This window comes from Moorella glycerini, from assembly GCF_009735625.1.
Classification (GTDB): Bacteria; Bacillota; DSM-521; order Neomoorellales; family Neomoorellaceae; genus Neomoorella; species Neomoorella glycerini.
Map to the genome: position 1 here is coordinate 2,339,478 of NZ_CP046244.1, position 22,148 is coordinate 2,361,625.

Here is a 22,148-nt window from a genome sequence, read left to right on the forward strand (position 1 = left end):
CTGCTGCGAATTTATTTTCAGGGTAGAGAAACAGAAAAGACCGGGCCCGGCCTTGATCCGGGGCTCTAAATATGGATATAATTTGAGCAATGATAGGTAAGCCGCAAAAGTACCTTCACATAAGGCGAAAGCAATGGCATATGCAGGCATTCAAGGAGTGACGACGCTAAGTGGATTATAGTAAAACGCTAAATCTTCCCCGGACCGATTTCCCCATGCGGGCCAACCTGCCCCAGCGGGAGCCGGAGATCCTCAAATTCTGGGAGGAACACGATATTTACCGGCAGGTCCAGGAAGCCAACAAAGGTAAGCCCAAATTTATTCTCCATGACGGGCCGCCCTATGCCAACGGCCATATCCACCTGGGACATACTTTAAATAAAATCCTGAAAGACATCATCGTTAAATATCACTCCATGAACGGCTATGATGCCCCTTATGTTCCTGGATGGGATACCCACGGCCTGCCTATTGAGCAGCAGGCCATTAAGGACCTGGGGCTCAACCGCCACGCCATCGATGTTGTCGAGTTCCGCAACCGCTGTCGCGATTACGCCTTAAAATACGTCAACATCCAGCGGGAGGAATTCAAGCGCCTGGGCGTCCGGGGCGACTGGGAACACCCCTATCTCACCCTGGAGCCGGAATACGAGGCCATCCAGATCGGCATCTTTGGCGAGATGGCCAAAAAGGGCTATATCTATAAGGGACTCAAGCCGGTTTACTGGTGTACCGATTGCGAAACGGCCCTGGCCGAAGCCGAGGTGGAATACGGCGAAAAACGTTCGCCCTCTATTTATGTTAAGTTCCCGGTGGTCGATCCCCGCGGCCTTTTTGAGGCCCAGGGAAGCTTTATCGTCATCTGGACGACAACGCCCTGGACCTTACCGGCCAATGTGGCCATTGCCCTGCACCCGGAGTTCAAGTACGTCCTGGTCCGGGTGGGGGATGAACGCTATCTCATGGCAGCGGAACTTTACCGCCAGGTCTTGGAACTGCTGGCAATTAAAGATTACCAGGTGGTGGCTGCCTTCACCGGTGCTGAACTGGAAGGGGTTCTCTGTCGCAACCCCCTTATGGAGCGGGATTCTGTCGTTATCCTGGGCGAACATGTTACCCTGGAACAGGGTACCGGTTGCGTGCATACGGCCCCCGGCCATGGCCTGGAGGACTACGAAGTAGGTATGCGCTATAACCTGCCGGTACTCTCGCCCCTGGATGACCGGGGTTACTTTACCGCCGCAGGCGGTCAGTTTGCCGGCCTTTTCGTGGAAGAGGCCAATAAAGCCGTGGTCAAAGAGCTGGAAGCCAGGGGGGCCCTGCTGCATTTTAGTTTTATCAAGCACCAGTACCCCCACTGCTGGCGCTGCAAGCATCCTGTTATTTTCCGGGCTACGGAGCAGTGGTTTGCTTCTGTTGACGGCTTCCGGCAGCAGGCCCTGGCAGCCATTAAAGAAGTAAAATGGATCCCGGCCTGGGGCGAAGACCGCATTTACAACATGGTGGCCGAACGCAGCGACTGGTGTATCTCCCGCCAGCGGACGTGGGGCGTGCCCATTCCCATCTTTTACTGCGTAGACTGCGGTAAAGAAATTATCAACGATGCCACCATCAGCCATTTGCAGGAACTTTTCCGGGAATTCGGTTCCAATGTATGGTTTGCCCGGGAGGCGCAGGAACTGGTGCCGGAAGGGTTAAAATGCCCTGCCTGCGGTGGCCGGGAATTCCGCAAGGAAACGGATATCATGGACGTGTGGTTTGATTCCGGTTCCAGCCACGCCGCCGTGCTCACCACCAGGCCGGAGCTGGGCTGGCCGGCCGACCTGTACCTGGAGGGAAGTGACCAGCACCGGGGCTGGTTTAACTCCTCCCTGTCGACGGCAGTGGCCACCCGTGGGCAGGCCCCTTACCGCCAGGTACTGACCCACGGCTTTCTGGTAGATGAGGAAGGACGCAAGATGTCCAAGTCCCTCGGTAACGGCATCGACCCGGCGGACGTCATCCGGGAAAAGGGGGCCGATGTCCTGCGCCTGTGGGTGGCTTCGGCCGACTACCGGCGGGATGTAGCTGCTTCACCCGGCATCATGCAGCAGCTTACCGAGGCTTACCGCAAAATCCGCAATACCTGCCGGTTCCTGCTGGCCAACCTTTACGACTATGATCCCCAAAAAGATAGAGTAAGCCGGGAGGAAATCCTGGAAATAGACCGCTGGGCCATGGATAAACTCCAGCGCCTGGTGGCCAGGGTCACCAATGCCTACAACGAATATGAGTTCCATGTGGTTTACCACAGCATCCATAATTTCTGCGCCGTTGATCTGAGTGCCGTCTACCTGGATATCATCAAGGACCGCCTCTATACCTGGCCGGCCGCTTCCCGGGGGCGGCGTTCGGCCCAGACGGTACTTTATGAAACTATCAACGTCCTGGTACGACTGTTAACGCCAATACTCGCCTTTACCACGGAAGAAATCTGGCGTTATCTACCAGCAACTCCCGGAAAACCCTTCAGTGTCCAGCTGGCCGGCTGGCCACAGGTGCAAGATGAATTTCTGGATGACGAACTGCAAGCCAGGTGGGATAAAATTTTCCAGGTCCGGGAGGTTGTTACCCGCGCCCTGGAGCGGGCCCGCCAGGAGCAGGGCCTGGGCAATTCCTTAAATGCCGCCGTCCACCTTTACCCTGATAGCGGGCTGTACCGGTTCCTCCAGCCCCTGGAAGGGGAGCTGGCGACCATCTTTATTGTTTCCCTGGCAGTTTTACATTCCCCGGGGGTAGAGGCTCCGGCCACTGCCTTTGCCGCCGAGGACCTCCCGGGTCTCAAGGTCCTGGTGGAGATGGCTCCTGGTGAAAAATGTGAACGCTGCTGGATGGTCAGCCCCACCGTAGGCCGGGACAGCGACCATCCCACCCTGTGCGAGCGCTGTGCTGCTGTTCTGCGCCAGGCTTAAAAGAACCAGCCATAAAAACGAAGGAGTTGGCCATACTAAAAAAGCCAGTAATTTGCTACTAGATCATACCAGGCGGAAGTAATAACCAGGAAAGGATGGGCAGGGACGGTGAGGCTATTCCAGGCAGAAGACTTTTTGCCCGTGGAAGTTCCGGTGGGGGTTTCTGGTCGCCATATCCATCTCTGCCGGGAGGATCTCGACGCCCTTTTTGGCCCCGGTTATGAACTGGCAGTCTACCGGGAACTCAGCCAGCCGGGGGAATTTGCTGCCAGGGAGACGGTGACCATCGTCGCTCCCCGCGGCGTCCTGGAGGGGGTCCGGGTCCTGGGGCCGGTACGGCCCTACTCCCAGGTGGAAATAGCCATGACCGACGGCTTCCGCCTGGGACTAAAGCCGCCGGTACGGGAATCCGGTGACCTGGCTGATACGCCGGGCGTCGCGGTGGTCGGGCCGGCCGGAGCCATCAACCTGCGCCGGGGGGTTATTTTAGCGGCCCGCCATATCCACATGGAAGAAGACCGGGCTAAGGCCCTCCACCTCCATGACGACCAGCGGGTCCAGGTTTGGGTGCCCGGGATAAGAGGTATGATCTTAGATAATGTAATTATCCGGACCAGCCCCCACTACCGCCTGGAGCTGCACCTGGATACCGACGAGGCCAATGCCGCCCTGCTGGCCGGTGGCGATAAGGTTAGAATCCTGCGACCATAAGACGCAGGATTTTATGTTTTAAGGCGCCTGGTGGCAGGGAAAGATATTTATTGCCAACTCTATTTGCCGGGGTGTAATATTTTTGGCCGAAACAGAGAGCGGGGCTGCTTTCCTGGCGGAAAAAGTGCAGCAGCTCATCACCACCATCGAAAAAGCCAACGTCGCCGAGTGGATCGAACTCTACCACCGACCCTGGCGGCTCCTGTACTTGAACTTTGCCGCCGGGGTAGCCAGGGGTCTGGGTATAGCCGTGGGTTTTACCATCCTGGGCGCCATTGTGATCTACATCATCCGTGAACTGGCCCTGCTCAACCTGCCGGTCATTGGTAAACTCATTGCGGAAATTGTTCGTATGGTCCAGCAACAAATTTAGATCATTACAAAGGGGAGGTACTACCTTGGACCAACAATCCCTGGAGCATTTTCGCCAGAAATTGCTGGAGGAAAAGAAAAGGCTGGAAGAACAAATAGATACCTTTAACAGCGGGGGATTGCGGGAGTCCCTGCTGGAGTCCACCCAGGAGCTTTCCCGCTATGATAACCACCCGGGAGATCTCGGTAGTGAAGAATTCGAGCGCAGCAAAGACCTGGCCTTGAGGGATAACGCCCGCATCCAGCTGCAAAAGATAGACGATGCCCTGGAGAGCATCCAGGAAGGGACCTACGGCTACTGCCGGGTGTGCGGGCGGGAGATACCCCGGGAACGGCTGGAGGCCATCCCGGAAACTACCCTGTGCCTGCAGTGCCGCCAAAAAATTGAAGGGACAGGAGACATTAACCGGCGCCCCATTGAAGAACAGGTCATCTTGCCTCCCTTTGGCGGCCAGTTCTCTGACCCGTATCAAAAACACCCGGATGAGGAAGAAGCCATCATGTATGACGGTGAAGACACCTGGCAGGACCTGGCCCGGACTATTGAACACGCTTCGGAATCCCGCAGCGGGGCCTACTTTGGCCCCCTGGACCTGGATGAAGACCAGGGTTATGTTGAGCCGGTAGAAGGCATCCCTTATTTTAAAGGTGCCGACGGCATGTTTTATGAAGATACCGGGGCCTACATTGATGACGAAGGGGCCCCGGAGAAAAAGGTAATTGGCGATGCCGGCTGGGACCTTCAAAAGTAGTTTACCCATACCGGCTGACGTGGTATGATAGAGAACTGGAGAGCGGGGGAGGAGTTTATGCATAAAGCCTTGACCATTGCTGGTTCCGATTCCGGGGGCGGGGCCGGTATTCAGGCCGACTTGAAGACCTTTGCCGCCCTCAAAGTTTACGGTACCAGCGTGATTACTTCCGTAACGGCCCAGAATACCCTGGGGGTGCAGGGGACCTTCGACCTACCGCCGGAATTCGTCGGCCGGCAACTGGATGCCGTTTTAAGCGATATCGGTGCCGACGCCGTCAAAACCGGGATGCTGGCCAATGCCGGTATAATCGAAGTCGTAGCCGCCAAGGTGCAGGAGTACGGGGTAAAGAACCTGGTCATTGACCCGGTCATGGTGGCCAAGAGCGGCCATCACCTGCTGGCCCGGGAAGCCCGCCGGGCTTTGCAGGAAAAGCTGCTGCCCCTGGCCCTGGTCATTACCCCCAACCTGGATGAGGCCGGCGTGCTGGCGGGGCGCGAGATTACCAGTGAAGATGAGATGGTAGCCGCGGCCCGGGAGTTGCATGACCTGGGTGTACCCTATGTTTTAGTCAAGGGAGGGCACCTGGCCGGTGCGGCAACTGATATTCTCTTCGATGGCCGTGAAGCCCGGCGTTTTACCGCTCCCCGCCTGGATAACCGCCACACCCACGGGACGGGCTGTACCCTGTCGGCAGCCATCGCCGCTTTCCTGGCCCGGGGTTTGACGGTACCCGCAGCGGTAGCGGAAGCCAAGGAGTATATCCAAACGGCCATCAGCCAGGCCCGGGCCGTAGGTCAAGGCTACGGGCCGGTGCACCACCTGGCACCCTATTATTCCTGGGGGGATTGATCTTGCCCTTTTTATTGCTGGTAGCCCTGGTACTGGGAATCGACCAGTTCAGCAAATATATCATCCGGGCCAATTTCCGGCCCAATGAGAGCCTGCCGGTAATCAATTCAGTTTTTCATTTAACTTACGTCAATAATCCCGGGGCGGCCTTTGGCCTCCTGGCCTATAAAACTCCGGTTTTTGTAGGCGTGACCCTGCTGGTGGCGGTTATTATCCTGGTAGCTTACCGCTTCCTGCCGCCAGGCCGGATACTCTTGCGCCTGGCCCTGGCCTTGATGCTGGGCGGCGCCCTGGGTAACCTCATTGACCGCCTGCGCTTTGGTTATGTAGTTGACTTCCTTGATTTCCGCATCTGGCCGGTTTTTAACCTGGCCGACATAGCTATTGTTAGCGGCGTTATTCTCCTCTGCTGGGAACTCCTGGGACCGGCAGGTGAACAGGGGAAGAGCCTGTGAGCCGTCTCATAGAGCTGGAAGTCCCCCCGCAAGATAGGGGGAAACGCCTGGATGCCTGGCTGGCCGGGGAGCTGGAAGGGATATCCCGTTCCCGCGTCCAGCAACTGCTGGATGCGGGGGAGATTACTTTCTCCGGAGGGGGACAGCCGAAAGCCAATTACCGCCTGCGGGGCGGAGAAAAAATTCAGGTCAACCTGCCGGAGCCGGCGCGGCTGGAGGTAGGACCTGAACCTATCCCCCTGGACATCCTCTACGAAGATAAGGATATTATTGTCGTCAACAAGCCCCAGGGTATGGTTGTCCACCCGGCTCCCGGCAATGAACATGGTACCCTGGTCAATGCCCTATTGTACCACTGCGGTGATCTATCGGGTATAAACGGCGTCCTGCGGCCGGGTATAGTGCACCGCCTGGATAAAGATACCTCCGGCATCCTGGTGGCAGCTAAAAATGATTTGGCCCACCAGGGGCTGGCGGCCCAGGTCAAGGCCCACAGCATGAAAAGGGTTTACCTGGCCCTGGTCCACGGCGTAGTGACCGGGCCCCGCGGCCGTATTGAGGCGCCCATTGGCCGGCACCCTGTCGACCGGCAGCGCATGGCGGTTACTGAGAAAAATTCCCGGGAGGCCATCACCAATTACCGGGTTCTAGAGCAGTTTGACCGGTATACCCTGCTGGAGGCGCGGCTGGAGACGGGGCGCACCCACCAGATCCGGGTGCACATGGCCTTCCTGGGTCACCCGGTGGTAGGTGACCCCAAATACGGCCCCCGTCACTGCCCCTTTGACCTGACGGGGCAGCTCCTGCATGCCGGTTGCCTGGGTTTTAACCACCCACTACGCGGCGATTACCTGGAGTTTACGGCACCGCCGCCACCGGTCTTTTTACAGGTTTTAGAAACTTTAAGGCGGGAGCAAAAGGGAGAGGGGTAGAGAAGATGCCTGGCGGATGGGTTACTGTGGCCGTCAGGGAGAGGGTAGAAGCCCTGATGGTCCAGGGTTTACTCGAGGCTGCCGGCCTGCCGGTACGCCTGCTGGGAGAGGCCCTGGGGAACATTTATGGCTTTAATACCGGCCCCCTGGGGCTGGTCCAGGTCCAGGTACCGGCGGAAGTTGCCGGTCAGGCGCGGGACATCCTGGCAGCAGGATGCCAGGGTGAGGTGCCCCATGACCGGTAAACTCCAGAACCGCCTCAACGATCTCAACGGCCGGGAATGGCTGTACTGGACCGACACCATCTACATTACCACCTACCCCCCCGATGCTACCCACCCTTTACGCAAACAACACGGGGCGATGAAACCACCGGAGGTTATGGCGGAAATTGTCCGTTTTTTTACCAAAAAAGGTGAGCTGGTCCTGGACCCCTTTGCTGGGGTAGGGGGAACCCTCCTGGGGGCGGCCCTGGCCGGGCGGCCGAGTCTTGGTTTTGAACTCGACCCCCGCTGGGTAGCTATCTACCGGGCCATCCAGCGCGATTTTGTCATTGAGAACGGGGTTATCTGTCGCCGGGAAGGGGCGGTTACCGGCGGGGAACCCCTGACCGGGGAAATGCGCGAGGGCGACTGCCTATGCCTCCTGAAGGAGTTACCCACCAAATCCGTACCGGCGGTAATTACCGATCCTCCTTACGGGATAAACCATGGCGCTACAGGCTTCAGCAAGGAAACTAACTTTAATATGCTCTCTCCTTTGCTGGAAAAAGACCTGGGGCAGGCTCCTGACCTGGCCAGTTTCCTGGGACGCTTGCAGGAGATCGGGCAGGAAATCCTGCGGGTACTCATGCCCGGCCGCTACCTGGTCATGCTGGTGGGGGACCGTTACCAGCAGGGAGAATATGTTCCCCTGGGCTTTTTAGTGGCCCAGGCCATGCGCGAGATCGGCTTCAAATTTAAAGGGGTGAAGATCTGGTCCAACAAGGCCACCCGCCGCCACCTGAAGCCCTATGCCGTTAAATCAGTCTTTGTACCCAACATTACCCACCAGAACATCCTTATCCTGCGGAAGGAATGAAGCCAAGTTGACGCAACTACTGGCTGTCGGGGCCCAGGTAGGAGCCCTGTTTTTCTATGTCTTCCTGGGTTTCCTGGGGCGCCGGCGTAAGATTTTGACCGCCCAGGGCGACAAAGTTATTTCCGACCTCATCTTTTATTTTACTATGCCAGCCCTGACCGTCACCTCCATGAACCTCAAGGTATCCGGCCAGGAATTAACAAACGCCTTCCTGGTCCTGGCCGCCTCGGTGGTGCTAGTTCTTGGATCCTACGCCCTGTGCCTCCTGGCAGGGGCCTGGTTACGCCTGCCCCTGAAGACGAATTATGCCTTTCGCTTTACCACCGCCTTCGGTAATGTGGCCTACCTGGGCTTCCCGGTGGCCTATATCCTCTGGGGCCAGCTGGGGGTCTTTTATGCCGCCATGTATGCCCTGGGCCACAATATCCTCTTCTGGACTTTAGGGGTCTGGTTAATGCAGGACCACCGGGATGCTCGAGGTCCGGACTGGCGCCAGATTTTGAACATCAATGTCCTGGCCATTATCCTGGGCCTGGTCCTGGCCCTCTACCATTTCCAGCTACCGCCCCTTATTTTCCGTCCCCTGGATGGCCTGGGCCAGGCTACCATACCTCTGGCCCTCCTCCTGGTGGGTTCCATGCTGGCCGAATCTCCTCTCCGTACCCTGGCCGGCAATAAGATAGTTTACCTTATATTGGCAATCAGGTTGATAATCTTACCCCTCCTGGCCCTGGGGGCCATGTTCCTTGTACCAGGTTGGGATAAGAATGTCCGCCTGCTGGTGATTATGGAGATGGCCATGCCGGCAGCGGCCATTGCCCCGGCCGTGGCGCGGAAGTATGACGGCGATTACCACCTGATCTCCGAAGGGGTGGTGGCTACCACCCTGGTTTCCCTGTTAACCATCCCCCTCTGGGCCTGGTTGTTAAATTACCATATATTGACATAAAGTTCTATTTTTCTGGCAGGAAAATCCAGGCCGGGTGTCAAATATTACCAGGTAAATAATGGTTAACCCTAAAAAACTGGAAGAGGTGACACCCATGGCCAAAAAGCCTAAAAATGCCCCGGCTCCCAAGATAGCTAAAGTTAAAGTAACGGGGAAACTGGATTCCCTCACTGACCTGCTCAAATTGCGCTTGTTCGAGTACTCGCCCCAATCGGTGGACGAACTGGTCCAGGAGGCGCAGCAGCACCTGCTGTCCAATCACAACCCGGCCAAGATCCAGAAAAACGTCAACCGCTGCCTGACCAAAAACCCCTGCTTTCGCAGTGAAGGCAAGGGACTCTGGTGCCTGCGCCTGGACGGCTTGAAGGAAAACGATGCCGCTCACCGCGTCCTCCAGGCGGAAGGGGATGCCCTGCGCTTAAGTGAAATCAACGAGGAGTTAAAGGAAGCCGGCAAGCCGGAAGTACCGGGGGAACAAAAGCTGGTGGCCGATGGCCGTTTCTTGAGGCTTAAGGACGGTCGCTGGGGCCTCATCCACTGGGCCTATGTCGAACCGGAGCCGGCCGCCGAGGTGGCTAAAGGGGTGCAGGAAGTGGCGGCTACGAAGACGGGAACTCCCCCGGCCATGGGAAGCCAGCTAGAGCCCCCTGCCCGGGCAACAGCGGCAACTGCTACTGCCTATATAGGGGAAAAGTCCCGGCCCCAGCCGCTAAATCCGGCCGGGACTACCGGTAACGGCCGGGAAACGCAGCCTCCGGGAGCTCCCGCCAGGACAGCGCCAGGCGGAGGCAGCAACGGTCCCCAGGTAGTGGAACTGCCCCGGGCCGGCGAGCAGATACTTCCCCTGGCCCAACCGGCGCCGGCGGCAAAAGAAAGCGATTTCTGGGATAAGTTATTCCCCCTGAAGCACACCGGCGAGAAGCCGGCACCGCCGGCGGCGTCGAAGTTTACCCCGGCGGCGACCGCCCCCAAGGAACCGCCGGCCTGGGAGGAAATAGCCGCCGGGGCCGAAGCCGCCGCCCTCACCCTGGAAACAGAAAAGTTAACCTTAGCCCCCAAGGAATTTAGCCTGATTAACGGCGGCAGGGCTGCTGCCGGCCGCCAGGTGGAGCAAAAGGATGAAGAAAAAGAAAAGCTGCGCCGGGAAATAGAAGACCTGCGCCAGGAGAACAAAAACCTGCTGGGCGACCTGGAAAAACTCCACCGGCGCAAAGAAGAGCTGCGCCAGGAGCTGACCCAGGTAGAAGAGCAGCTGGTAAACTTGCGGGTTGAGCGGGATACCCTGAAGAAAAGGGTCAGCCACCTGGAGACCCGCCTCATGCAGCTCCAGGGAACCCTCAATAAAACCGTCAGCGATGCCCAGGCCGAACAGTCGCGCCTGAAGCAACAGCTGCGGGAGCAGGAATACCGCCTCCAGACGACCCTCATTGCCAATGAAGACCTGGAACGGACGGTGGCCGACCTGCAAAAGGAACGGCAGGAGTTAAAGCGCCAGCTCTCCTTCTGGCCGGTGCGCCTGGCCTTGCGCCTGGCGGCCCTCTTCGGTTTCAGCCTGCCCCGGGAGAGGACCCGGGCCAGGGCCTACAGCCGCTAGGCCCTTGCTAAAAATGGCAACCATGGCTTATAATATTATTAAACCTTTACCCCGGTCAAAGCGGGGTATTTTTATTGAGGCAGGGTGGTTGGCTTTGACGGATGTTGTCCGGGCCCGGGGCCTGGTAAAAAAATATGATGGTTTTACGGCTGTGAAAGGGATAGATTTTGCGGTCCATCCCCGGGAATGTTTCGGCTTTTTGGGACCCAACGGTGCCGGAAAAACTACCACCATCAAGATGATCCACTGTTTTACTCCGGTTACTGCCGGTAGTTTAGAAGTGCTGGGCTATGACGTGCGCCGCCAGCCGCGGGAAATTAAGGCCCGGCTGGGGGTCGTACCCCAGGAAGATAATCTGGACCCGGAGTTAACAGTGCAGGAAAACCTGCTTCTCTATGCCGGCTATTTCGATATCCCCCGGGGGGAGGCCAGGCAGCGGGTCCAGGAACTCCTCGCCTTTGCCGGCCTGGAGGAAAAGGCCGGCGTTGAGGTGGAGCACCTCTCCGGGGGAATGAAGCGGCGCCTGGCCATTGCCCGGGCCCTGGTAAATAAACCGCAGCTTTTAATCTTAGATGAACCTACCACCGGCCTGGACCCGGAAGCCCGCCACCTGGTCTGGGAGAAATTGCGCCAGCTCAAAGCGGCCGGGGTGACCCTGATTCTCACTACCCACTACCTGGAAGAGGCGGCCCAGCTATGTGACCGGCTGGTGATCATGGACCGGGGAATAATCCTGGAAGAAGGGGCACCCCGGGAGCTGGTCCAGCGCCATATTGGCCGGGAAGTCCTGGAACTGGCGCCGGTAGACGGCGAGGCCGGGGCCATTTTACCCCTGGTGGCCGGCAGCATTCTTGCCCACCAGACCATCGGCCAGACCCTGTATTTATATACCAACAACGGCCGCGAGGTCTGGCGGCAGGTCCAGGGCTTAAACAGTCACTTCAGCCACATGATGTTAAGGCCGGCCACCCTGGAGGACGTTTTTTTAAAGCTAACCGGGAGGGGCCTGGATTAAAATGGATATTTCTTACCGTACCTGGAAGGTTTTCTGGCGTAATTTTGTCGTCTTTCGCAAGACCTGGCTGACCAACATCATGTTCAATTTCCTGGAACCCCTCCTTTACCTGGCGGCCATGGGTTACGGCATGGGCCACTATATCCCGGCCATCCAGGGTATGAGTTACCTCCAGTTCCTGGCTCCGGGGCTGATTGCCTCTTCGGCCATGTGGGCCACGGCCTCCGAGTGTACCTACGACAGCTTTGTCCGCATGAAGTTTCAAAAGACCTACCATGCCATTGTGGCGACCCCGGTGAGCCTGGATGAGGTAGTGGTGGGGGAGATGCTTTTCGGGACCTTTAAAAGTGTCCTCTATGGTACGGTGATTTTGCTGGTAATTTTGTTCCTTGGCCTGGTGCGATCGCCGGCAGCCCTGCTGGTACCACTGGTACTGGTGTTATGCGGCTTTGTCTTTGCCGAATTGGGGATGATCTGGACCGGCCTGGTACCCAAAATTGATACCTTCAGCTACTTTTTTACCCTGATTATTACCCCTATGTTTCTCTTTGCCGGGGTTTTCTTCCCCCTGGATGCCCTGCCGTTAATCGTCCAGCGCCTGGCCTGGCTGATCCCCCTTTACCATGTGGTGGAGCTAGTCCGGTCCCTGGTCCTGGGGCAGTTAAGCCCGGGCCTCCTGGTCCATGTAGCCTGGCTGGTAGTTTTTATTGCCATCTTTTTCTACCCGCCCCTTTACCTCCTGCGCCGGCGGCTGAGGGGGTGAACCGGTAGAATTGCCCGACGGCCTTCGCTGGGATACCCTGAGGTTATACCACGAAATCAAACGCCGGTACAGCGGGGTATTTTTATAAGTATGGGGTACCATAAGGAAAAAAGCCATACCGGACACAACAAACTATCGCCGGGTGATTGTTGACCAGGAGGCTTCCCCGGCGGTAATAGCGATAGCTTTACAATTTCCGGGAATTCATGATAAGATTATTTTGCGGTTAAACTTTGTAAAAAGAAGCAGGTTAAAGGGGGGTGCTCAATGAGTACTGCAGCTCAGAAATTGAGCGACCTGGAAAGGGGCCTGATGGAACTCGTTTACCAGTCCCGGCTCAGTGAAATGAAGATCAAAGAGCTAGCCGAGGAAATGATCGATTTCAAGGATGAGATGAAGGAATTCAAGGATGAGATGAAAGTATTCAAAGACGAGATGAAAGAGTTCAAAGACGAGATGAAAGTATTCGTAGACGAGATGAAGGAATTCAAAGATGAGATGAAGGAATTCAAAGATGAGATGAAGGAATTCAAGGATGAGATGAAGGAATTCAAGGACGAGATGAAGGAATTTAAAGAGGAGATGCGGCAATCGAAGCGAGACATGGATAAGAAGTGGGGCGACCTGGCCAGGAAGATGGGAACCCTGATTGAGGATATCTTTATCCCCTCTTTTGACCTGGCCATTGAAAAATATTTCCACCTTACGCCCCGGGATGTCATGCCGCGGCGGAAAATAAGAAAGAGCGGTGATACCCTGGAAGTGGATATCCTGGCTTACGCCGGTGAAATGGCTTTTGTCGTGGAGGTCAAGGCTTCCCCCAACAGGTTGGAATATGTCCATGATTTTATCGCCAAGTTAAAAATCCTGCCTGATTTCCTGCCGGAGATACAAAATTATAAAATCGTACCCATCTATGCGGCCCTGGATATGGAGGATAAAACCATCGCCCTCCTGACCCGGAATAATATTTATGCCATGGTTGTCCGGGGAGATATTTTGGAACTGGTCAATTTCCAGGATCTCGAAAGGAAAAATGACTAACACCAGGGCCATAAAAGCGGAGCAAGGGGGTAAAGGCTATTATCACCGTTGGTACTTTATTCAGCCCTTATGCCTGGGTGCTCATTATCCTGGCGGCAGTGGTTATTTTCGGACCGAAGCGGTTACCCGACATCGGCCGCGGCCTGGGCCGGACCATCAAAGAGTTTAAAAAAGGCCTGGATGCTGGCGATAAGCCGGAGAAGAAATAGGGTTGGAGGAATGGCAAATGCTCAACCGGCCTTTACTGGCCATGGACATCGGCGGCGGTACCCAGGATATCCTGCTCTACCGGCCGGACCAGCCGCTGGAAAATTGCGTCCAGCTAATTTTACCCTCGCCAACGGTAATCTGCGGCCGGCAGGTGGAGGCCGCCACAGCCGCCCGCCGGGACGTCTTTCTTACCGGCTATCTCATGGGCGGCGGTGCCCTGGTAGGAGCCCTGCGCCGCCACCTGGCTGCCGGTTTAAAAGTCTATGCAACGGCCACCGCAGCGCGGACGGTTTATGACGACCTGGACCGGGTACGGCAACTGGGCATTGAAATAACGGAAGAACCGCCCGGGGATGCAGTAACCATTAAAACGGGCGATGTTGATCTTGATACCCTGGCCGGGAGCCTGGCTCTCTATGGCGTCAGTCTTCCGGCGGAAGTGGCCATAGCCGTCCTGGATCACGGCGAGGCGCCAAAAGGCACAAGCGACCGCCTCTTTCGCTTCCAGCACTGGCAGCGCTTTGTGGCCGGCGGCGGCCGCCTGGCAGACCTCCTCTACCGGGAGCCGCCGCGTTATCTGACCCGTATGCAGGCCGTGCGGGAGCAGGCGCCGGGGGCCTGGCTCATGGACACCGGCGCGGCCGCCCTCTGGGGCGCCCTGGATGATGCCAGGGTAGCGGCCCATAGCGAGGAAGGGTTGATCGTTGTCAACTGCGGCAACCAGCACACCATCGGCGTCCTCCTCCAGGGGCAGCGGGTATGGGGGCTCTTTGAGCATCATACCAGCTGCTTAAGCGGTCACAAGCTGGCCGCTTACGTCGAAAAGCTGCGGGCCGGGGAGCTTACCAATGAGGAAATCTTTAATGACGGCGGCCACGGCTGTTATATTGACCCCGGCTACCGGCCGGGTGGGGGGTTCCGCTTCGTTGCCGTAACGGGGCCGCAGCGCCGGCTGACCATTCACCAGGATTACTACTGGGCTGCCCCCTATGGTGACATGATGCTCAGCGGCTGCTTTGGCCTGGTAGCCGCGGTGGCCAGTAACACCCGGTAAAATTGCCCCTTGACAGGGGACAAACTTTGGGCTAAACTATCATCCTGAAGGTCCTTTTAAGTTAGTCCGGTGAGGCTAGCAAGGGAGTAGTAAAGGTATACTAGTGGTATGCTAAGCCTGCGCCAACCTTCATGCGCAGGTTTTTTCATGCCCGGAGGAGGGGTTAAGATGGAGCTGGCGGTCAAAGCCAGGATCATGGATGCCGATAAGCTGCGCCGGGCCCTGACCCGCATCGCCCATGAGATCCTGGAGCGCAACCGCGGGACGGGAAACCTGGTCCTGATCGGCATCCGGCGGCGGGGCGTGCCCCTGGCCGAACGCCTGCAGAAACTCATTGAGGAGATTGAAGGGGTAAAGGTACCCTTAGGTATTCTCGATATCACCCTCTATCGCGACGATCTCACCACCTTGAGTGTCCAGCCGGTCATTCACCGTACCGAGATACCCTTTAATATTAGCGGTAAGAAGGTAGTCCTGGTGGATGATGTCCTCTTTACCGGACGGACGGTCCGGGCGGCCCTGGATGCCTTGATCGACCTGGGCCGGCCGCAGAATATTCAACTGGCAGTAATCATTGACCGGGGCCACCGGGAATTACCCATTCGCGCCGATTATGTGGGCAAAAATGTTCCCACCTCCCGTAAAGAAGAGATTGCCGTTCAACTGGAGGAAATTGACGGTGTCGACCAGGTATTGATCAGGGAATTGCCTCAAGAAGCCGATGTCAGTCCTTGAAATTAGTCCCGTGAGGCTAATAAGGACGGGCGGCAGCGTTCCTCCTTATTAGCCGGTAAGCTGATAAGGAGTTTTTTTATGCCCGGGAAACGGAGGGATTTGCTTTGCGCTTACAGCACAAGGACCTGCTGGGGTTAAAAGACCTCACGGCGGAAGAAATGGAGCTAATCCTGGAGACGGCGGCCCCTATGAAGGAGATTCTCGGCCGCGATATTAAAAAAGTCCCTACCCTGCGGGGCAAGCTGGTAGTCACCCTTTTCTACGAACCCAGCACCAGGACGCGGACTTCCTTTGAACTGGCCGCCAAGTACATGGGCGCCGATACGGTGAGCATCGCTACCGCCACCAGCAGCATCCAGAAGGGCGAGTCCTTAAGGGATACGGCCCGCACCCTGGCGGCCATGGGTACCGACGCCGTCATCATCCGCCACAGCGCTGCCGGCAGCCCGGCGCTCCTGGCTCGTACCATTGAGGCCTCAGTTCTAAATGGGGGCGACGGTATGCACGAGCATCCTACCCAGGCCTTGCTGGACATGTTTACCATCAAAGAAAAACTGGGCGGCTTCAAGGGCTTGAAGGTGGCCATCCTGGGGGACATCCTCCACAGCCGGGTGGCCCGTTCCAACATCTGGGGTCTAACCAAGATGGGGGCGGAAGTGCGGGTTGTCGGCCCGGCGACCCTGATGCCCCCCGAGGTGGAAAAGCTGGGCGTCAAAGTTTATTACAACGCCGAAGAAGCCCTCAAAGATGTGGATGTCATTAACGTCCTGCGTATCCAGAAGGAGCGGCAGAAGAAGGGCCTTTTCCCCTCCCTCCGGGAATACGCCCGCCTGTATGAATTAACTCCCCAGCGCCTGAAACTGGCCCGGCCAGGCGCCCTGGTGCTGCACCCCGGTCCCATGAACCGCGGCGTGGAGATTGCCCCGGCGGTAGCCGACGGCCTGCAGGCAGCCATCAATGAACAGGTTACCAACGGCGTGGCCGTGCGCATGGCCCTGCTGTACCTGCTGATTGGAGGTGCCAACTGATGGCCATTTTAATCAAAGGGGGGCGGGTAATTGACCCGGCCCAAAACCTGGACGCCCGGCGCGACCTGTTACTTGAGGGCGATAAAATCGTTGCCCTGGAAGCCGACATCACAGCCCCGGCGGGAGCCAGGGTAATTCCTGCCGAGGGCAAGATTGTTACCCCCGGCCTGATTGATATGCATGTTCATTTGCGCGAGCCGGGGTACGAGCAGAAGGAAACTATCGCCACCGGGACCCGGGCGGCGGCTGCCGGGGGATTTACAGCCGTGGCCTGCATGGCCAATACCAATCCCGTGGCCGACAACGCCAGCGTCATTGCCTTCATCATAGAAAAGGCCCGGCAGGAAGGGGTGGTCCGGGTTTATCCTGTGGGTGCCCTGTCCAAAGGGCTGGAGGGTAAGGAAATAGCGGAAATCGGGGAGCTGGCGGCGGCCGGCGCGGTAGCTATCTCCGACGACGGCCACCCGGTCATGAACGCCCTGGTCATGCGTCATGCCCTGGAGTATGCCAAAATGTTCAACCTGCCGGTAATCAGCCACTGTGAAGACGCCGATCTAGCTAACGAAGGCCTCATGCATGAAGGCCTCATGTCCACCATCCTGGGCCTGCGGGGGATACCGGCGGCAGCCGAAGAGGTGATGGTCGCCCGGGATCTTATCCTGGTGGAACTCACCGGCGGGCGGTTGCACCTGGCCCACGTCAGCACGGCCGGTTCCGTCCGGCTGCTCAAAGAAGCCCGGGCCCGCGGTGTTAAGGTGACGGCCGAAGCTACCCCCCACCACCTCTGCCTGACGGACGGGCTGGTCCAGAGCTACGACACCAGCACCAAGGTCAACCCGCCCCTGCGGCCGGCAGATCATGTGGCGGCGGTAGTGGCGGCCCTGGAGGCAGGAGATATTGATGCCATCGCCTCCGACCACGCTCCCCACGCCGATGAGGATAAAGATGTAGAATACGATTACGCTCCCTTCGGCATGGTGGGCCTGGAGACGGCCGTGCCCCTGGTGGTAACGGAGTTGATTCTACCTGGCAAATTAACCTGGCTGCAGGCCATCAGGGCCTGGACGGTAAACCCGGCCCGGATTTTAAATGTACCCGGGGGCAACCTGGCCCCAGGGAGCATTGCCGACGTGACCATCATTGACCCGGAGTTGGAGAAAGAAGTCAATGTCAATGAATTTTATTCCCTGGGTCATAACTCGCCCTTGCATGGCCGCAGGCTTAAGGGCTGGCCGGTAGCGACCATCGTCGGCGGCCGCATCGTTATGGAGCAGGGGAAGGTCATAGAGGATTGACTACGGAGCAGCATATTTTCATGAGGAGTGAACGCCGGTGCAAGGGTTTTTGGTGCTGGCAGACGGTACGGTTTTTACCGGTGAGGCCTTTGGCTATCCCGGTAGCTGCCATGGCGAAGTAGTGTTCAATACCAGCATGACCGGTTACCAGGAGATCCTGACCGATCCCTCTTACTGCGGCCAGATTGTCACCCTGACCTATCCCCTGATTGGCAACTACGGCATTAACGCTGAGGATTGGGAATCCCAACGCCCCCGGGTAGCCGGCTTTATCGTCCATGAGGCCTGTTCCCGCCCCAGCAACTGGCGGGCCAGCGGGGACATTGACCGCTACTTAAAGGAAAACCGCATCCCGGCCCTCCAGGGGGTAGACACCCGTGCCCTCACGCGGCACCTGCGCCGCCACGGTACCATGCGGGGCATCCTGGCCACGGGCGAGGTCGACGTCGAGAAGCTCAAGGACCTGGTTGCCATGGAGCCGCCTTTAAGCGGGCCCAAACTGGTACCGGCCGTGACCAATAAGGAACCTTTTACGGTTGAGGGCGGCGAGCGCCGCATCGTCCTCTATAATTTCGGTGTCAAGGAGAATATCATCCGCTGGCTCCGCCGTGTGGGCTGTACGGTCATGGTCATGCCGGCGCGGAGTACTGCGGCTGACATTTTAGCCGCCCGGCCCCACGGGGTGGCCATTTCCAACGGCCCGGGCGATCCCAAGGATGTCCCCTACGGGGTGGCTACCATCCGGGAACTCCTGGGCAAAGTACCCATGATGGGCATCTGCCTGGGTCACCAGCTCCTGGCCCTGGCCCTGGGGGGCGATACCTACAAGCTGCCCTTCGGTCACCGGGGCGGCAACCACCCGGTCAAAGATTTAATTACCGGCCGGGTATATATCACCTCCCAGAACCACGGCTACGCCGTCCGGGCCGAAACACTACCGGGAGAAGTGGCCGTCTCCCATATCAACCTTAATGACGGCACCGTTGAAGGCCTACGCCACCGGCAGCTGCCAATCTTTTCCGTCCAGTACCACCCCGAGTCCTCTCCGGGCCCCACTGATTCCGAGTACCTTTTCCATGAATTTATCCAGATGGTAGATGGCAACCGGGGAAAGGAGGGCCACTGAGATGCCGGTTAAACCGGGGTTAAAAAAGATCATGGTCATAGGATCCGGGCCCATTATCATCGGCCAGGCGGCGGAATTTGATTACGCCGGCACCCAGGCCTGCCGGGCTTTAAAAGAAGAAGGGATGGAGGTTGTCCTGGTCAATTCCAACCCGGCCACCATTATGACCGACCGGGACATGGCCGACCGCGTTTACCTGGAACCCCTGACCCTGGATTTTGTAGCGAAGATTGTCCGCCAGGAGCGGCCCGACGGCCTGATCCCCACCCTGGGGGGGCAGGTAGGGTTGAACCTGGCCCTGGAGCTGGCCGAAGCCGGCGTCCTGGAGAAAACCGGGGTAGAGCTGCTGGGCACGCCTTTAAAGGCCATCCAGCGGGCCGAGGACCGGGAGCAGTTCAAGGCCATGATGCTGGAACTGGGGGAGCCTGTACCCGAGAGCCGGATTGTCAACACGGTCGAGGAAGCCCTGGCCTTTGCCGGGGAAATCGGTTACCCGGTCATTGTGCGGCCGGCCTATACCCTGGGCGGTACCGGCGGCGGGGTGGCCCGGAGTGAGGCGGAGCTGGAGTCCATTGCCCTGAAGGGCCTGAAGCTAAGCCTCATCAAACAGGTCCTGGTGGAGCGCTCCGTCGCCGGCTGGAAGGAGATCGAGTACGAAGTCATCCGCGACGGGGCCGATAACTGCATTACCGTCTGCAATATGGAAAATATTGACCCGGTAGGGATCCATACCGGCGACAGCATCGTCGTCGCCCCATCCCAGACCCTCTCCGACCGGGAGTACCACCTGCTGCGCCGCTCAGCCCTCAAAATCATCCGCGCCCTGGGGATCGAAGGGGGCTGCAATATCCAGTTCGCCCTGGATCCCGGTAGTATGCGCTATTACGTCATTGAGGTTAATCCCCGGGTCAGCCGCTCCAGCGCCCTGGCCTCCAAGGCTACCGGCTACCCCATTGCCCGGGTGGCCACCAAGATCGCCCTGGGCCTGACCCTGGACGAGATTCCTAATGCCGTCACCAGGGAAACCAGAGCCTGCTTTGAACCGGCCCTGGATTACGTTGTCGTTAAGATACCGCGCTTTCCCTTTGATAAATTCTCCCTGGCCGAGCGCCTCCTGGGTACCCAGATGAAGGCCACCGGGGAGGTAATGGCCATTGACCGTACCTTCAGCGGCGCCCTCTTAAAGGCCATCCGCTCCCTGGAATTAAAACTCGATGGTTTAAGGGTGCCGGCCTTCCAGCGTTTCAGCGACGGCGCCCTGCGCCGCAAAATGGCCGAGGCCGACGACGAGCGCCTGTTTGTTATTGCCGAAGCCCTGCGCCGGGGCTGGACCATTGCTGCCATCCATGAAATCACCGGCATTGACCCGTATTTTTTAGGCGAGATTGAAGCCATTGTCGCCATGGAAGAAAAACTTATAGCGGCAGGTCCTACCCTGGATGGGGCTACCTTAAGGCGCGCCAAGGCCATGGGCTTCAGCGATGGCGAGATTGCCAGCTTTACCGGCCTGCCACCGGCGGCCATTGCCCGGCAGCGGCAGGAAGAGGGGATCAGGGCCACCTTTAAGATGGTGGATACCTGCGCGGCCGAGTTTGAAGCCGTCACGCCCTATTACTATTCCAGCTACGATGTCGAAGACGAGGTGCGGCCCCTGGACGGCCGCAAGGTTGTGGTCCTGGGAGCGGGGCCCATTCGCATCGGCCAGGGGATCGAGTTTGACTACTGCTCGGTCCATGCCGCCTGGGCCCTGCGCCGCGCCGGGGTGCACCCCATAATGATCAATAACAACCCGGAAACGGTCAGCACCGATTTTGATACCTCCGACCGCCTCTACTTTGAACCCCTGACTCCGGAAAATGTCTTGAACGTCCTGGAACGGGAGCAGCCGGAAGGGGTGATTGTCCAGTTCGGCGGCCAGACGGCCATCAACTTAGCCAGGGTAGTGGCCGATGCGGGCTTTAAGGTCCTGGGTACTACGGTGGCCGATATTGACCGGGCCGAAGACCGGGAAAAGTTTGACGCCCTGCTGAATGAACTCCAGATCCCCCGGCCCCGGGGCGGGACGGCGACTTCCGTAGCCGGGGCGGCGAGGATTGCCAAAGAACTCGGCTTCCCGGTACTGGTGCGGCCTTCCTACGTCCTGGGCGGCCGGGCCATGGAGATCGTCCACAGTGAGGGCGAACTCCTGGAGTATGCCACCACCGCCGTCAGGGTGGCCCCGGAACACCCCATCCTGGTGGATAAATACCTGCCGGGGACCGAGGTAGAAGTGGACGCCGTCAGTGACGGTGAGACCGTCCTTATCCCCGGCATTATGGAACACGTCGAGCGGGCCGGCGTCCACTCCGGCGACAGCATCGCCATTTACCCGGCCCACAGCTTACCACCGGGAGTGGCGGAAAAAATTGTTTCCTATACCGAACAGCTGGCCCGGGCCCTCCAGGTGCGTGGCCTCCTCAATATCCAGTTTGTCATTCACCAGGGGGAGGTCTATGTCCTGGAGGTCAATCCCCGCTCCAGCCGGACGGTGCCCTACCTGTCCAAGATTACCGGCGTGCCCATGGTGGCCCTGGCCACCAATATTATGCTGGGCCAGAGCCTGGCCGAGCAGGGCTACCAGGGAGGCTTAATGCCGCCACCGGATTTTACCGCCGTGAAGGTCCCCGTCTTTTCCTTCGGCAAGCTCCTCCAGGTGGATACCTCCCTGGGACCGGAAATGAAGTCCACCGGCGAAGTTATGGGCATTGATCCCGTCTATGAGAGGGCCCTTTATAAAGGCCTGGTGGCTGCCGGCTGCGCCATCCCGGGCCAGGGCACCCTGCTGGCCACCATTGCCGATAAGGATAAGGCGGAAGCGGTACCTATCATCAAGGGTTTTGCCGGACTGGGCTTCAAGGTGGTGGCTACCGCCGGCACGGCCGGCGCCCTGGCCGCGGCCGGGCTCTTTGTGGAGAGGGTGGGGAAGATCCGCGAGGGTTCGCCCCATATCCTGGATTATATCCGCGAAGGGAAGATCCACTTCGTCCTTAACACCCTGACTAAGGGCAAGATGCCCGGCCGGGACGGCTTTAAGATCCGCCGCGCCGCAGCCGAACTGGGCATCCCCTGCCTGACCTCCCTGGACACGGCCCGGGCCCTGCTGAAAGTGCTCCAGTCCCTGCAGGCCGGGGATGAATTTGAACTTAAACCTTTGCAGGAGTATGTATCCGGTGCATAGTATCTCTTGCTTC

General features: G+C 58.3%; 21 protein-coding genes. All 21 read left to right on the plus strand.

The window, feature by feature from the left end:
• Positions 1 to 170: 170 nt before the first annotated feature.
• Positions 171 to 2,951: an isoleucine--tRNA ligase gene (gene ileS, locus MGLY_RS11625; RefSeq protein ID WP_156274021.1), complete on the plus strand. Its 2,781-nt coding sequence runs from the start codon at positions 171 to 173 to the stop codon at positions 2,949 to 2,951.
• Between the two features lie 141 nt (positions 2,952 to 3,092).
• Entirely contained in the window at positions 3,093 to 3,662 is a 570-nt protein-coding gene (gene pduL, locus MGLY_RS11630) for a phosphate propanoyltransferase (RefSeq protein WP_246187491.1), read from the plus strand.
• Between the two features lie 82 nt (positions 3,663 to 3,744).
• The gene (locus MGLY_RS11635) at positions 3,745 to 4,035 is read left to right on the plus strand and encodes a DUF5665 domain-containing protein (protein WP_170291045.1); all 291 of its coding nucleotides are present in this window, start codon (positions 3,745 to 3,747) and stop codon (positions 4,033 to 4,035) included.
• 25 nt (positions 4,036 to 4,060) lie between these two features.
• Entirely contained in the window at positions 4,061 to 4,786 is a 726-nt protein-coding gene (locus tag MGLY_RS11640) for a TraR/DksA C4-type zinc finger protein (protein ID WP_156274027.1), read from the plus strand.
• 57 nt (positions 4,787 to 4,843) lie between these two features.
• On the plus strand, positions 4,844 to 5,638 hold the full coding sequence (gene thiD, locus MGLY_RS11645) for a bifunctional hydroxymethylpyrimidine kinase/phosphomethylpyrimidine kinase (protein ID WP_156274029.1): 795 nt from the start codon (positions 4,844 to 4,846) through the stop codon (positions 5,636 to 5,638).
• A 2-nt stretch (positions 5,639 to 5,640) separates the two neighbouring features.
• A complete protein-coding gene (gene lspA, locus MGLY_RS11650) occupies positions 5,641 to 6,093 on the plus strand; it encodes a signal peptidase II (RefSeq protein WP_156274031.1) in 453 nt (150 codons plus the stop codon).
• On the plus strand, positions 6,090 to 7,025 hold the full coding sequence (locus MGLY_RS11655; RefSeq protein ID WP_246187317.1) for an RluA family pseudouridine synthase: 936 nt from the start codon (positions 6,090 to 6,092) through the stop codon (positions 7,023 to 7,025). The genes lspA and MGLY_RS11655 overlap by 4 nt, the downstream gene beginning before the upstream one ends.
• Positions 7,026 to 7,030: 5 nt before the next feature.
• The gene (locus MGLY_RS11660) at positions 7,031 to 7,270 is read left to right on the plus strand and encodes a putative signal transducing protein (protein WP_156274033.1); all 240 of its coding nucleotides are present in this window, start codon (positions 7,031 to 7,033) and stop codon (positions 7,268 to 7,270) included.
• Positions 7,260 to 8,105 (plus strand): TRM11 family SAM-dependent methyltransferase, encoded by an 846-nt coding sequence (locus MGLY_RS11665; RefSeq protein WP_156274035.1) that lies wholly within the window; start codon positions 7,260 to 7,262, stop codon positions 8,103 to 8,105. Before MGLY_RS11660 ends, MGLY_RS11665 begins: the two co-directional genes overlap by 11 nt.
• A gap of 7 nt (positions 8,106 to 8,112) precedes the next feature.
• On the plus strand, positions 8,113 to 9,054 hold the full coding sequence (locus tag MGLY_RS11670) for an AEC family transporter (RefSeq protein ID WP_156274037.1): 942 nt from the start codon (positions 8,113 to 8,115) through the stop codon (positions 9,052 to 9,054).
• Between the two features lie 58 nt (positions 9,055 to 9,112).
• Positions 9,113 to 10,648, plus strand: coding sequence for a hypothetical protein (locus MGLY_RS11675; protein WP_170291046.1), 1,536 nt, complete (start codon positions 9,113 to 9,115; stop codon positions 10,646 to 10,648).
• 22 nt (positions 10,649 to 10,670) lie between these two features.
• Positions 10,671 to 11,663 (plus strand): ABC transporter ATP-binding protein, encoded by a 993-nt coding sequence (locus MGLY_RS11680; RefSeq protein WP_156274039.1) that lies wholly within the window; start codon positions 10,671 to 10,673, stop codon positions 11,661 to 11,663.
• A gap of 1 nt (position 11,664) precedes the next feature.
• A complete protein-coding gene (locus MGLY_RS11685) occupies positions 11,665 to 12,426 on the plus strand; it encodes an ABC transporter permease (RefSeq protein ID WP_170291047.1) in 762 nt (253 codons plus the stop codon).
• A gap of 267 nt (positions 12,427 to 12,693) precedes the next feature.
• Complete coding sequence (locus MGLY_RS11690) at positions 12,694 to 13,470, plus strand: coiled-coil domain-containing protein (RefSeq protein ID WP_156274043.1); 777 nt, start codon at positions 12,694 to 12,696, stop codon at positions 13,468 to 13,470.
• Between the two features lie 41 nt (positions 13,471 to 13,511).
• Complete coding sequence (tatA, locus tag MGLY_RS11695) at positions 13,512 to 13,679, plus strand: twin-arginine translocase TatA/TatE family subunit (RefSeq protein WP_106007120.1); 168 nt, start codon at positions 13,512 to 13,514, stop codon at positions 13,677 to 13,679.
• Between the two features lie 2 nt (positions 13,680 to 13,681).
• Complete coding sequence (locus MGLY_RS11700; protein ID WP_246187318.1) at positions 13,682 to 14,734, plus strand: DUF1786 domain-containing protein; 1,053 nt, start codon at positions 13,682 to 13,684, stop codon at positions 14,732 to 14,734.
• Between the two features lie 168 nt (positions 14,735 to 14,902).
• Positions 14,903 to 15,469: a bifunctional pyr operon transcriptional regulator/uracil phosphoribosyltransferase PyrR gene (gene pyrR, locus MGLY_RS11705; RefSeq protein WP_156274047.1), complete on the plus strand. Its 567-nt coding sequence runs from the start codon at positions 14,903 to 14,905 to the stop codon at positions 15,467 to 15,469.
• 104 nt (positions 15,470 to 15,573) lie between these two features.
• Complete coding sequence (locus MGLY_RS11710; RefSeq protein WP_156274049.1) at positions 15,574 to 16,497, plus strand: aspartate carbamoyltransferase catalytic subunit; 924 nt, start codon at positions 15,574 to 15,576, stop codon at positions 16,495 to 16,497.
• Positions 16,497 to 17,792 carry a dihydroorotase gene (locus MGLY_RS11715; protein WP_156274051.1) on the plus strand — a complete coding sequence of 432 codons (1,296 nt, stop codon included), beginning with the start codon at positions 16,497 to 16,499 and terminating at the stop codon, positions 17,790 to 17,792. The genes MGLY_RS11710 and MGLY_RS11715 overlap by 1 nt, the downstream gene beginning before the upstream one ends.
• A gap of 37 nt (positions 17,793 to 17,829) precedes the next feature.
• Positions 17,830 to 18,918 carry a glutamine-hydrolyzing carbamoyl-phosphate synthase small subunit gene (gene carA / locus MGLY_RS11720; RefSeq protein ID WP_156274053.1) on the plus strand — a complete coding sequence of 363 codons (1,089 nt, stop codon included), beginning with the start codon at positions 17,830 to 17,832 and terminating at the stop codon, positions 18,916 to 18,918.
• 1 nt (position 18,919) lies between these two features.
• Complete coding sequence (carB, locus tag MGLY_RS11725; protein WP_156274055.1) at positions 18,920 to 22,135, plus strand: carbamoyl-phosphate synthase large subunit; 3,216 nt, start codon at positions 18,920 to 18,922, stop codon at positions 22,133 to 22,135.
• Positions 22,136 to 22,148 lie beyond the last annotated feature (13 nt).